The organism is Proteus penneri (assembly GCF_003144535.1).
In the GTDB taxonomy this organism is placed as follows: Bacteria; Pseudomonadota; Gammaproteobacteria; order Enterobacterales; family Enterobacteriaceae; genus Proteus; species Proteus penneri.
In genome coordinates, this window is record NZ_PHFJ01000002.1 from 342256 (window position 1) to 354050 (window position 11795).

Annotated in this window: 13 protein-coding genes and 1 tRNA gene; 9 read left to right on the forward strand and 5 right to left on the reverse strand. The window is 34.2% G+C overall.

Annotation, left to right across the window (positions count from 1 at the left end; translation table 11 throughout):
* The first annotated feature begins 61 nt into the window (after positions 1-61).
* A complete protein-coding gene (gene helD, locus CUB63_RS04520) occupies positions 62-2113 on the forward strand; it encodes a DNA helicase IV (protein WP_109847551.1) in 2052 nt (683 codons plus the stop codon).
* A gap of 2 nt (positions 2114-2115) precedes the next feature.
* Here the strand turns inward: helD and CUB63_RS04525 are convergent, their stop codons facing one another.
* Entirely contained in the window at positions 2116-2574 is a 459-nt protein-coding gene (locus tag CUB63_RS04525; protein ID WP_072062770.1) for a methylglyoxal synthase, read from the reverse strand.
* A gap of 137 nt (positions 2575-2711) precedes the next feature.
* Between CUB63_RS04525 and CUB63_RS04530 the strand changes: the two genes are divergently transcribed.
* Positions 2712-3125 carry a CoA-binding protein gene (locus CUB63_RS04530; RefSeq protein WP_006537352.1) on the forward strand — a complete coding sequence of 138 codons (414 nt, stop codon included), beginning with the start codon at positions 2712-2714 and terminating at the stop codon, positions 3123-3125.
* 79 nt (positions 3126-3204) lie between these two features.
* Here CUB63_RS04530 and hspQ read toward each other — a convergent pair whose 3' ends face one another.
* A complete protein-coding gene (hspQ, locus tag CUB63_RS04535; RefSeq protein WP_193524906.1) occupies positions 3205-3525 on the reverse strand; it encodes a heat shock protein HspQ in 321 nt (106 codons plus the stop codon).
* Between the two features lie 197 nt (positions 3526-3722).
* Here hspQ and CUB63_RS04540 point away from each other — a divergent pair, with 197 nt between their 5' ends.
* Positions 3723-4004 carry an acylphosphatase gene (locus tag CUB63_RS04540; RefSeq protein ID WP_006537350.1) on the forward strand — a complete coding sequence of 94 codons (282 nt, stop codon included), beginning with the start codon at positions 3723-3725 and terminating at the stop codon, positions 4002-4004.
* A gap of 44 nt (positions 4005-4048) precedes the next feature.
* Here the strand turns inward: CUB63_RS04540 and tusE are convergent, their stop codons facing one another.
* Positions 4049-4378: a sulfurtransferase TusE gene (gene tusE, locus CUB63_RS04545; RefSeq protein WP_006537349.1), complete on the reverse strand. Its 330-nt coding sequence runs from the start codon at positions 4376-4378 to the stop codon at positions 4049-4051.
* A 182-nt stretch (positions 4379-4560) separates the two neighbouring features.
* On the opposite strand from tusE, the gene CUB63_RS04550 reads away from it, so the two are divergent.
* The 3 genes from CUB63_RS04550 to CUB63_RS04560 all read left to right on the forward strand — a co-directional run bounded on the left by CUB63_RS04550 (position 4561) and on the right by CUB63_RS04560 (position 7259).
* A tRNA-Ser gene (locus tag CUB63_RS04550) sits at positions 4561-4648 on the forward strand.
* Positions 4649-5098: 450 nt separating this feature from the next.
* The gene (locus tag CUB63_RS04555; RefSeq protein WP_109847575.1) at positions 5099-5782 is read left to right on the forward strand and encodes a hypothetical protein; all 684 of its coding nucleotides are present in this window, start codon (positions 5099-5101) and stop codon (positions 5780-5782) included.
* Between the two features lie 349 nt (positions 5783-6131).
* Positions 6132-7259 (forward strand): ABC transporter substrate-binding protein, encoded by a 1128-nt coding sequence (locus tag CUB63_RS04560; RefSeq protein ID WP_072062766.1) that lies wholly within the window; start codon positions 6132-6134, stop codon positions 7257-7259.
* Between the two features lie 60 nt (positions 7260-7319).
* On the opposite strand, the gene CUB63_RS04565 is transcribed toward CUB63_RS04560, so the two are convergent.
* Positions 7320-7568, reverse strand: a complete 249-nt coding sequence (locus CUB63_RS04565) for a hypothetical protein (RefSeq protein ID WP_109847552.1) — start codon at positions 7566-7568, stop codon at positions 7320-7322.
* A 261-nt stretch (positions 7569-7829) separates the two neighbouring features.
* Between CUB63_RS04565 and cbpA the strand changes: the two genes are divergently transcribed.
* From cbpA to CUB63_RS04580, 3 genes are all read left to right on the forward strand, one after another.
* Entirely contained in the window at positions 7830-8771 is a 942-nt protein-coding gene (cbpA, locus tag CUB63_RS04570; RefSeq protein WP_072062764.1) for a curved DNA-binding protein, read from the forward strand.
* Positions 8771-9070, forward strand: a complete 300-nt coding sequence (cbpM, locus tag CUB63_RS04575; RefSeq protein ID WP_006537342.1) for a chaperone modulator CbpM — start codon at positions 8771-8773, stop codon at positions 9068-9070. The genes cbpA and cbpM overlap by 1 nt, the downstream gene beginning before the upstream one ends.
* A gap of 288 nt (positions 9071-9358) precedes the next feature.
* The gene (locus CUB63_RS04580) at positions 9359-10633 is read left to right on the forward strand and encodes an amidohydrolase (RefSeq protein ID WP_006537341.1); all 1275 of its coding nucleotides are present in this window, start codon (positions 9359-9361) and stop codon (positions 10631-10633) included.
* A gap of 50 nt (positions 10634-10683) precedes the next feature.
* Here CUB63_RS04580 and CUB63_RS04585 read toward each other — a convergent pair whose 3' ends face one another.
* Positions 10684-11616 (reverse strand): LysR family transcriptional regulator, encoded by a 933-nt coding sequence (locus CUB63_RS04585; RefSeq protein WP_109847553.1) that lies wholly within the window; start codon positions 11614-11616, stop codon positions 10684-10686.
* Positions 11617-11795: the final 179 nt, after the last annotated feature.

The following is an 11795-nucleotide window of genomic DNA, read 5'->3' on the forward strand; positions in this document are numbered from 1 at the left end:
TTATCACCGATTAAAAAGAGCTTAACGACAGACTATTTGTTATTTATTGCAGGAATTACGTATGGAACTGAAATCCACCCCGATGGGACAACGTTTAGCACAACATCCATATAATAGAGTCAAATTGTTAAATGCAGGCATTGAAGTCAGTGGTGAAAAACATCAGTATTTAATTCCTTTTAACGAACTGATTAATATTTTCTGTAAAAAAGGGATTGTGTGGGGGGAGTTAGAATTTTTATTGTCTGAAGATAAAGTTGTTCGATTACATGGAACGGATTGGGAAGAAACTCAACAGTTTTATCGTTATCTTTATCAATCATGGCAAAATTGGAGTAAAGAAATGAGCGAAATAAGCGCTCAAGTACTTGAGAAGCAACTCCATAATATTAATGAAATAACCCAATCAAATAGATGGATAAAACAGTCTAAACTTAGCGAAATTCAACAATCTATAAAAGATAGCTTTTCTGCTATTCCCCTCCCTCTTGAACGCCTTATTCAATTTGACAATTGTCATACTCTTTATCAGCAATGTTTAGAGTGGCTAAAGCAAGGTGAAGCACTTATTAATAAAGAAAATTCTGTTTGGGTAACCCAAATATTAAATGAGCATGCGGAATTTTTTAATACGATTGAATCATCGCCATTAAATGAATCACAGTGTCGTGCCGTAATTAATGGAGAAGAAAATATTCTTGTTCTCGCTGGTGCAGGAAGTGGTAAAACATCGGTATTAGTTGCCAGAGCGGGGTGGCTATTACGTCGCCAATTGGCACAACCTGATCAAATTTTATTACTTGCTTTTGGGCGTAAAGCCGCACAAGAAATGAATGAAAGGCTTTCTAGTCGTTTAAATAGCGATATTATGGCAAAAACGTTTCATGCACTGGCATTATCCATTATTCAACAAGCGACAAAAAAGCACCCCAAAATTAGTGAGCTTGAAATAAATAGTGAAAAAAGAAGAACTCTATTATTAGGTGAATGGAGAGCTCAGTGTCAGCAGAAAAAAGCACAAGCAAAAGGATGGCGAGAGTGGTTATCTCAAGAGTTTGAATGGGATATCCCTGATGGTGAGTTTTGGCATGATAAAAAATTAGAAAACCAAGTTGCTGTAAGATTAGAGCGTTGGGTTGGTCTATTAAGGATGCAAGGTGGTAGCCAAAAATCTCTGATTGAAAGTGTGGATCCCGAATATACCGAATCTTTTAAAAAGTATTTAAAATTATTATCGCCATTATTAAAAGCTTGGAAAACCGCATTAAAAGAAGAAGATGCGATCGATTTTTCAGGCTTATTGCATCAAGCTATTAACCTTATTGAAAAAGGGCGTTTCATTAGCCCATGGAAACATATTCTTGTTGATGAGTTCCAAGATATTTCACCATTAAGAGCTTCATTATTAACCGCATTAAAACAGCAAAATAAACAAACATCTCTATTTGCAGTAGGAGATGATTGGCAAGCCATTTATCGTTTTAGTGGTGCGGAATTATTATTAACGACTTCTTTCCATCACGCTTTTGGTGAAGGTGCTGAATGCGCATTAGATACGACTTATCGTTTTAATGACACGATAGGAAATGTTGCCAATACGTTTATTCAACAGAATCCAGTTCAATTATCTAAACCGTTAAATAGTCTAGTGAAAGGTAATAAAAAGTCTGTTGTATTGTTATCTGACGATCAACTTGAAAATTTACTAAATAAAATGAGTGGTTATGTAGAAGAAAATGAAACTATTCTTTTACTCGCTCGTTATCACTATTTAAAACCAGAATTATTAAAAAAAGCTAAGACACGTTGGCCTAAATTAAATTTAGAATTTATGACTTTTCATGCATCGAAGGGGCAACAAGCTGATTACGTTATTATTTTAGGTTTACAAGAGGGTAAAGATGGTTTCCCTGCACCTGCAAGGGAATCAATTATTGAATTAGCGTTATTACCAAAAGTTGAAGATTATCCTAATGCGGAAGAACGACGTTTAATGTATGTCGCATTAACAAGAGCAAAAACACAAGTATGGCTATTATTTAATAAACAACAGCCATCTTGTTTTGTTTTAGAGCTAAAATCTCAAGGTGTTCCTATACAGCGAAAACCTTAAAATTATTTTAGTCTTTCTTTTAAATAACCTTCGTAATCAGGAATTTTAATTGTTGATTCTTGTGAAAACAGAGGCGATGAAATTAAAAAGTTCGCGGTTGCACGATTGGTGGCAACCGGAATATTCCATACTGTTGCTAAGCGTAGAAGGGCTTTAACATCTGGGTCGTGGGGAACGGCGTTCAATGGGTCCCAAAAGAAAATCATAATGTCGATTTTTTTTTCAGCGATCATTGCACCTATTTGTTGGTCACCGCCCATTGGGCCACTTAGCATTTGAGTAACACTTAGGCCTGTGTGCTGGTTAATTAAATTTCCTGTGGTTCCTGTTGCAAATAACTTATGTAGAGACAGTTGTTCACGATTATTTTGAACCCATTCAAGTAATGAGCTTTTGCAGTGATCATGGGCAACAAGCGCGATATTTTTTTCTTTTAAGAGCGTGCGGTCAATTTGTTCCATTTGATACCTTTAAAAATAAATATAGTTATTGTTTCAGCTGTCAAAATACCTTTTTTTTATCTTACAAGCTATGAACGGATCAAGATACTATGATGTATCATAATATTTTCAATCTTCATGATGAACGGAGTATATAAATGGTGGACTCAGACATTTATGACATTTTAAGAAGTGTCAAAACAATTGCACTTGTTGGAGCGAGTAGCAAAGAAGATCGCCCAAGCTATAAAGTCATGAAATTCCTATTAGAACAAGGCTATGATGTTATTCCTGTCAATCCAAGCATGTCAGGGCAAACCTTATTAGGGCAGAAATGCTATGCCTCATTAAAAGATATTCCTATTGCTGTTGATATGGTGGATGTTTTTCGTCAATCTGACGTTGCATTAGAAATTGCACAAGAAGCAATTGCAATTAATGCCAAAGTATTATGGTTGCAGATTGGTGTTATCAATGAAGATGCCAAAGAGTTAGCAGAAAAAGCAGGATTACGAGTTGTTATGGATCGCTGTCCTAAAAAAGAAATTGAAGCACATGGACTTCCTTGGTAATGAACTAAAATAAAATCGCCGAAAACAAATTCGGCGATTATCATATTTATTCAGCTCACAGCTTATTTAGATTATTCGGTTAATTTCGTAATTGTGGAGCCTGTAATTGGCTACGAATTGACTGCGATAGCTCATCCAATGAGTCATTATCTAAGTGTTCATCTGAAACTTCATAAGTTATCTGTGCTTCAGCAAGATAAGTATGAACGGGCTGTCCTTCATCATCTTCCATCACAACATGGTACCAAGGTGCTGCTCGCAAGGTCACATTAGATGCAATATCATCCTCATTAGGCTGATCAAGGGAATATTCAGCATCCACATCGACAACAACGCCTAAGTAGCCGAGTAATTTATGTCTAACTTGCTGTCCTATCCCAAATTTGCTGGCGGTCATCATAGTATCACCTCCATATAGCCTTGCTTATTGGTTATATATATGAGGGTACAAAGTGAAATTTCAAGGATTTGAAAAAAATATAATCCTTTGCTTTCATTATGAATAAAGAACCTCACAAAATCAGATTATCTATTGTATAAAGAAAAGACAATAACCTGAGTAGAATTTTTATTTTAACAACACTATCAGGAGAGCATATGAAAATGGGTAGAGAATATATTATTCAAGGGCGTGTGCAAGGCGTTGGATTCCGTTTTTTTACTTATCAATGGATGAAAAAACAACCAATAACAGGGTATGTTTGGAATCGTGATGACGGTAGCGTGGGAGTAAAGGCTTTCGCGAAAGAGAATGCATTAAAAGAATTTGAAGATTGGTTAGAAGCTGGTGGACCAAGAAGTGCTAATATTACATTTTGGTCAGCGACACCTTGTGAATATGAACAGATGGCAGATTTTTCAATCCACCATTATGAGTAATATTGTTTTAATGATTTTTAATTATCTTTTATCTAAAGATAATATTAAATACATTTAACGGGTTTTGGTAAACCAGCGAGTTTTGTCGCTTGTTTTGCAGGGCCTTTAGGAAATAAACGATAAAGATAACGGCTATTTCCTTTTTCATCGCCATATTTTTGTGCAAGCGCTTTTACTAACATACGAATAGCGGGGGAGGTATTAAATTCTAAATAAAACTGTCGAACAAAACGGATAATTTCCCAGTGCTGTTCTGTTAGCTCAATTTCTTCTAATTCAGCTAATATTGGAACCATATCTTCATTCCATTCATTGCTATTTTTTAAATAACCATGACTATCTGTCTCGATTTCTTTTCCGTTAAATACAAACATGTGCGTAGCAACCAATCAAAAATAATATTGCTAATTTATCAAAAATAAGGGAAATACCCAAGTAGAACCCATAAATCGTTGATAAATTAAGCCATTGACTTGTAATGCGTTTAATTTTACGGCAAACAGTACAATAAGGGCTTTACAACATAAGCTTAGGTGTTTATATTGCTCCCCATTGCGGAGGGGTGGCCGAGCGGCTGAAGGCAGCGGTCTTGAAAACCGCCGATGGGAAACCATCCGAGAGTTCGAATCTCTCCTCCTCCGCCATTTCATCATCGCCTAGCATTTCCTTATCCCAAGTAAATCAAGCATTCCAACTAAATCCCATCATTCCAACGTCTACTAACGTCCATTGAAAGCTATCTACTTTAGCTGGTACAAATAGGGTACATTTATACCTTATGATTTGAGTCCTCCCAAATGAAGCTAACCGTTAAACAATTGATCCTAGTAAATCTAAAGAGAAAGATTGCTAGCTATTTGATAGTGGTGGGTTGTATCTAGGCTGAGAGTGGTAATCGTAGCCAGTCCCCATTAAAGCTAATGGTATTGATATTAATGCGCTGGAGTTAATGATCTGTCAGAAAGGAAACTAATTAATTTCACAGGTTGTTATGAGTAGTTTGTTAACAGAGTCGTAGATAGTTACTTGCTAGAATCTGTATGTAAATGTAATCTTTAATGCCTATTCATGTTTGTAACGAGATTTCTATCAAAATGAAAAATTTATTAGTTTCAATTGGTTGTGCTTTTACTTTATCTGGGTGTGCTGTGACTGAATATAATTACACTCCAGACTTGTATAAAATAAGTGAGCCGAAAGTAGGGAGTGTTAATCGTGCGACCATAGGTCAAAGTTTAGTAAGAGAAGGTAATATAAGTGAACTAAGAGCGATTAAGGTACTAAACCCAATACAAATAGATCTGGCCTATAAAATTATTCCTGGTGTATTCAAAAAAGTTGGTTCAAGCGACAAAGGCGATTTTTATATGCCAACTCAAACTATTGACTCTGGTTCTGTAGTTGTTGAGGTTCTTGGCCAGCCATGGAGTTCAATTTTAATAAAAAAAGGAGCTAAGGCTGATGAGATTTGTATTGTAACTGACTTAAATGTTGCTGTTTGTAGTGATAAGGCTAAGATTGAATATCTTAAGTTGAATAATTCCGATGGTAATTCATTTGAGCAGGCTTTAATTTTTAATGGAATAAATAATCAAATTGTAGATGTTAGTTATAGAAAAATAGGCTCAAACATAGAAAATCAAGGGTTTGGTAACAACATTCAATTTAATCTTAAAGAAAGTAATATTATCTCCTATGAAAATGTTAAATTGAAAGTTATAAATAGTTCTGATAATTCATTAACGTATGAAGTGATAAGTAATTTTTCTAGTAATTAAAATTATCAAAAATGAATGGTTGTCTCCTCAAAATATAGCGTTAAACAAAGAAGTTACTTTATCTGTTTAACGCTGCTATTGTAATTTGAAATAAACTAGTGACAAGAACACATGATAGTTTATGGTTAGGGTTATTTTTGTATTGTAATTAGAATGGACATAAAAGGCTTTTTAATTAGATAGTTAACAGCATTAGTGAAATAAGCTGACATATCAGACTCGAATATTTCTTTATTGCTAGATATCGCACTATTAAAACGAATTTATTTTTTAGTCATAAAAAGATAATTTTCATTGATGATGTTAATGATAATTGTTATCATTAACTCTCTGTTATGGAGAGTATACAATGAAAAATAAATATCACCTATTAGCAATATCTCTTTCTGCATTGCTTCCTTTTAGCGCATTGGCTACAACATATCCTGTTACAATTACGGATACTGATGGGCAAAAAATAACGTTAAAACATGAACCAAAACGTGTTGTATTACAAGATGGTAGAGATATTTTAACGCTGGCTTTGCTTGATAGAAATAATCCGTTTGAAAGAGTTGTAGCATGGAATAATAATCTAAAAAAATCGGATCCACAGACAGTTTCTTTACTAGAACAGAAATGGAAATCTAATATAAATTCAATCCCTGATATGGGATTTAATGACAAAGGTGAAGTGAATGCAGAGCAAGTTATTGCACAACAACCCGATGTTGTGATTGCGCAACTCAGAGCCAAACCCGCACTAGAAGGATCGGGTGTTGTCAGTATTTTAAAAGAAGCCAATATTCCTATTATTTATGTTGATACTTTCTTAGAACCAGTCAAAAACACGAAAGAAAGTGTAGAGCTTCTTGGTATCATTTTAAATAAAGAAAGTGAAGCTAAAGAATATACTGATTTTTATCAACAACACCTAGATAGTATCAAAAATAAAACTCAAGAAATTAAAAATAAGCCACGTGTATTTGTAGAGGCAAAGGCTGGAGCAAATGGTGATGGGTGTTGCTTTACACATAATAATGCGGGTTGGGGGGGGTTGATTCAAGCTGTTGGGGGTGACAATATTGGTAGTCATTTCTTACCAGGAGCTTCAGGTGTTATTTCTTTAGAGCAAGTTATTAGTACTAAACCTGATGTATATATTGTAACGGGATCTCGCTGGATTAATAAAAATAGTATTGCTGCACCATTTGGTTATGGAGTATCTAGCAAAGAGACTCAAGAAGGCTTCAAACGATTGAAGAGTCGAATTGGATTTAATCAAATCGCTGCGGTTGAAAATGGGCAATTATATGGTATATATCATAATTTCTATAATCATCCATATAACATTGTTGGTTTAGAATATTTAGCAACCTTCATTTACCCAGAACAATTTGCAGAATTAAAACCAGAGAATACTTATAAAGAGATAATAGAAAAATATACAACATTACCTAGCGCTAAATTTCTTTGGGCGGCGAAAGCAGATAAATAAAAATGTTAAATATAGCCCTTGAGTTTAAGGGCTTTTTATATTCATCTACATTTCGGCCAATCAAAGTATTTGGCTTAATAAAGTTAAAATAAGGCTAATAGCTATAATAATAAGTAAATCAATTTTCACAAAACTTAATTCAAAACCAATGATATGCATGACTCGTATTTTTGTTGGTCTTGGGCCTTTGGCTAAAGAAAAATAGCGATTCAAAATCCACGCACTGAGTGGTGCTGTTATTGCTTTAATGGCGGGGCAAGAAAAGGGATAGGCAATATTACCCACTTGCTTGTCGAACAATTTGGGCATCAGCTATTAGTTAGTCTAAATTACGATCCGTTTCCGAAAAAATAGATATTGTTTTAGTATGGTTCAGAAATAATCCACTAGGAAAAGTGGGATATTAGATGATAGATAACTGATTGAAAAACAATATTCTGCATTCAATTTAGGCATTCGATTGTTGTTATTATAGGGTTTTACTCATCAACATAATTTCTTTGTTCTATAATTAATCAAATCTAGAGTATTAATATTTAATTCATTATTTAACATAATTGAGATGTCACTATGGAATTAAAGGATTACTACGCCATAATGGGTGTCAAACCCACTGATGATACTAAAACGATTAAAACGGCTTATCGTCGTTTAGCGAAAAAATATCACCCTGATGTAAGTAAAGAGCCAAATGCAGAAGAGCGTTTTAAAGAAATTGCTCAAGCATGGGAAATATTAGGAGATGAACAACGTAGAGCTGAATATGATGAGCTTTGGGCTCATCGTAACGATCCTAAATTTAGGCAATTTACACAACAACATTCAAATAAGGATCAAGAAAGCTTTAGCCAAGAAGATTTTGATAATTTTTACACTTCATTTTTCGGTCAACATTCCCCATTTGAAGGGCGACGAGCTCAACATGCTCCTAAACAGCGCGGGCATGATTTAGAAATAGAATTAGCTGTTTTTCTGGAAGAATCACAGGAAGAACATAAGCGTACGATTAGCTATCACTTACCTGTTTATAATGTTTTCGGAATTTTGGAAGAAGAGATCCCTAAAACTTTAAATGTTAAAATTCCAGCTGGTGTTATTGATGGACAACGTATTCGTTTAAAAGGTCAGGGAACAATAGGTGAAAATGGAGGGGAGAATGGTGATTTATGGCTAACAATTCGTATTGCGCCTCATCCTCTATTTGATATTAAAGGTCATGATTTAGAAATAGTTGTCCCAGTCGCTCCTTGGGAAGCAGCATTAGGTGCAAAAATTCCTATACCTACAATAAAAGAAAAAATCTTGTTAACTATTCCGGCGGGAAGTCAGGCAGGACAAAAGCTACGTATTAAGGGAAAAGGGTTAGTCAGCAAAAAGGTCAGCGGTGATTTATATGCAATTCTAAAAATTGTGATGCCACCTAAACCCGATGAAAAGATGCGCGAATTATGGCAACAAATTGCAGATAGCCAGACCGATTATAATCCACGTAAAGACTGGGAGAATAAATAATGGGTCAATTAACAATATTTACTGTTACTGAGTTTTGTCATCATACGGGAATATCAAATGATGAGCTCAAAGAGTTTGTCGCTCTTGGGGTGATCGAACCACTAGAAATTGAAACTCAAGAGTGGTTTTTCGATGATAACGCTGTTGTGGTAACACATCGCGCATTAAAACTTCATAAAGAGCTTGCATTAGATTGGCATGGTATAGCCATAGCACTGACTTTATTAGATCAAAATGAACAGTTAAAACAAGAAAATAAGCAATTACGTCAGCAGTTAATGCGTTTTATAAATGAATAAAGATTAATAAATTAGCCACTAAAACAATAAATAGCTTTAGTGGCTATTTTTGTGCCTGAAATTTTATTAAAAAATTGTATTTATATATTCCTTATTAATTGATTTTCTGCATTATTTCTCATTATTGCCTTCGATCTCTATTACTAGAGTACTTGCTTTAATAATAAGCAAAATGACGTTGAGATCACACCTATAAACATAATTATTAAGTTATGATGAGCATAATATTAAACTTATCATTTTCTCTTTTTTCTTCATAAGAGATGTGTTTTTTGTAAGGGAAAAATAATGAAGTCGATCCAAATCAATAAATTAATAGAATGGCGTAGAATTTTTCACCAGTTTCCAGAAATTGGCTGGACTGAATTTGTGACGACAGGCACGATAATCAGCGTATTGCGAGAGATGAATATTGAAGTGAAAGCGGGGCCTCATATTATTTGTCGAGAAAGTATTTTAGGCAGAGATGAAGAATTAGTTAATGAAGCCATCAAAATAGCTGAAGAAAAAGGAATTAGCATTGATTTATTAAATGAAATGAATGGTTTAACAGGGTGTATGGCAATTATTGATACAGAAATTCCTGGTCCTACATTTACCTTTCGTTTCGATATTGATTGTGTCTATGTCCAAGAGTCAGATGATGATACTCATCTACCTAATAAACAGGGATTTGCTTCATGTCGTTCTGGATTAATGCATGCCTGCGGCCATGATGGGCATACTGCAGTAGGACTTGGCCTAGCACATTGGTTAAAACAAAACATTCAGGTTTTACGTGGAAAATATAAATTAATATTCCAACCTGCAGAAGAGGGGGTGAGAGGTGCCAGAGCAATTAGTGACAGCGGAATATTAGATGATACTGATTATTTTATGGGAATGCATATTGGATGTAATTTGAAAAAGGGGGAGATAGCACTTGATCCTTTTGATTTTCTTTGTACTACTAAATTAGATATTTCTTTAAAAGGAAAAGTCGCTAATGCTGTTGATGAACCAGAAAAAGGAAATAACGCATTATCTGGAGCATGTTTTTTAGCCAATAAAATATTGGCGACACCAAGGCATGGCAAAGGTATGACGCGAGTGAATATTGGCACCTTACTAGCAGGCGAAAATCGTAGCTTTATTCCTAGTTTGGCAAAAATGCAATTAGAAGTTCGTGGGCAAGATGCTGAAATAACACAATACTTATTTAATAGTATAAAAAAATATGTTGATGGTGTTGCAACTGCATACCAACTAGAAACAAAAATAGAGATTACAGGTGAAGCAACAACTTTCAGAAACGATCAGGCAATGATAGATGTTATGCAAGGTGTCATTAATGTACATCCCGATTTATTAAATGTCGTATTACCTTTAGGAGGAAGTGAGGATGTTTCATTAATGGTAAGAAGAGTACAAGAGAAAGGGGGAAAAGCAATATTCTTTTTAGTCGGAGCAAATCAAAGTGATGGACATCATAAAGAAAGATTTGATATTGATGAAGAAGCTCTTTCTATCGGCTTAACACTTTTTACTGAAGGGATACTCTCTATTCTTGAGATACAAATATAATAAGAAGGTCTATTCTATTTTCTTATATTGCATAAAATAGACCCTAATACTTATTTAATTGGCGCTGAAAATAAAGAAGTTTCTGGTTGATGTTCTTTAATAAACTCAATATAGAGCTGTGTTTCATGTTCGGCTTTTTTCGAAGTGAAAAAACAGATATTACTCGTAATGGTGGGTATAAATTCTCTATAAACAATATCTTCTATTTCAATAATAGGAAAGGAGTTAATTAAACTGACTCCCAACCCATTTTTTACAAATGTCATTGCTGTGTCTTGATCAGAAACTTCAGCAATAATATTTGGCTTAGATTTTGATTTATTGAGCGCCCGATCAATAACTGTACGCCCAATATTACTTTTAACTAAAGCAATAAAAGATTGCTCATGTAAATCATCAGGTGTAATAGTATTTTTTGTGCATAACTCATGTGTTTTAGGGATTGCACAAATAATTTGAGTTTCTCTCATTGGAATTTGAGTCAAATTATAATTGCTATTAATGGTCATATTATCAGTAATAACAATATCAGCTTGTTCTTTTGCTATTAAAGAAAGAAGTTGCTCACTTCTAGATATTTCTAAATGGACATTGACCTGATATTTTTTGATAAACTGAGTAGTAACCTGATTGATAAAACCATAGGCTAATGTTGGTGGAACTAGAATTCGTAGACTCCTCTTTTTTTCTTGATGATGAAAATGGCTCAATCGGTTGAAAGATTCAGCGATATTGGCGATTTCTTCATAAAGTAATAAGGCATCAGAGTTTGGTATTAATTTATTATTTTCACGAGTAAATAGCTTTTTACCACAACGTTTCTCGATCTGATTTAATGACTGACTTACTGCAGGTTGTGAAATGCCTAGCTGCTCTGCTGCATTAGTGACACTTCCATGATCGATCACGGATTGTATAATTTCAAGGTCACGTAAAGTTGCCCATCCTCCTGACCAAGAAGTTCTTTTTAAATTAATTGCCATCGTGTTTTTTGTTTTAGTCAGTTTATCTTATGTTTGATTATACAGTTAATAAGTTGATTATTAAATAATAGTGATGAAGGAAAATTTAAATGATTTTTATAAGAAATATTCTAAGAGTAAAAACGTAGATTATAAATGTTATTTGTAATTTATAAATTTTATTATAAAGGCTATAACGT

Bases quoted from the DNA above. Each gene is read 5' to 3' on its own strand.
- helD (WP_109847551.1), top strand. From the start codon at position 62: ATGGAACTGAAATCCACCCCGATGGGACAACGTTTAGCACAACATCCA.
- CUB63_RS04525 (WP_072062770.1), bottom strand. From the start codon at position 2,574: ATGGAACAAATTGACCGCACGCTCTTAAAAGAAAAAAATATCGCGCTT.
- CUB63_RS04530 (WP_006537352.1), top strand. From the start codon at position 2,712: ATGGTGGACTCAGACATTTATGACATTTTAAGAAGTGTCAAAACAATT.
- hspQ (WP_193524906.1), bottom strand. From the start codon at position 3,525: ATGATGACCGCCAGCAAATTTGGGATAGGACAGCAAGTTAGACATAAA.
- CUB63_RS04540 (WP_006537350.1), top strand. From the start codon at position 3,723: ATGAAAATGGGTAGAGAATATATTATTCAAGGGCGTGTGCAAGGCGTT.
- tusE (WP_006537349.1), bottom strand. From the start codon at position 4,378: ATGTTTGTATTTAACGGAAAAGAAATCGAGACAGATAGTCATGGTTAT.
- CUB63_RS04555 (WP_109847575.1), top strand. From the start codon at position 5,099: ATGAAAAATTTATTAGTTTCAATTGGTTGTGCTTTTACTTTATCTGGG.
- CUB63_RS04560 (WP_072062766.1), top strand. From the start codon at position 6,132: ATGAAAAATAAATATCACCTATTAGCAATATCTCTTTCTGCATTGCTT.
- CUB63_RS04565 (WP_109847552.1), bottom strand. From the start codon at position 7,568: ATGCCCAAATTGTTCGACAAGCAAGTGGGTAATATTGCCTATCCCTTT.
- cbpA (WP_072062764.1), top strand. From the start codon at position 7,830: ATGGAATTAAAGGATTACTACGCCATAATGGGTGTCAAACCCACTGAT.
- cbpM (WP_006537342.1), top strand. From the start codon at position 8,771: ATGGGTCAATTAACAATATTTACTGTTACTGAGTTTTGTCATCATACG.
- CUB63_RS04580 (WP_006537341.1), top strand. From the start codon at position 9,359: ATGAAGTCGATCCAAATCAATAAATTAATAGAATGGCGTAGAATTTTT.
- CUB63_RS04585 (WP_109847553.1), bottom strand. From the start codon at position 11,616: ATGGCAATTAATTTAAAAAGAACTTCTTGGTCAGGAGGATGGGCAACT.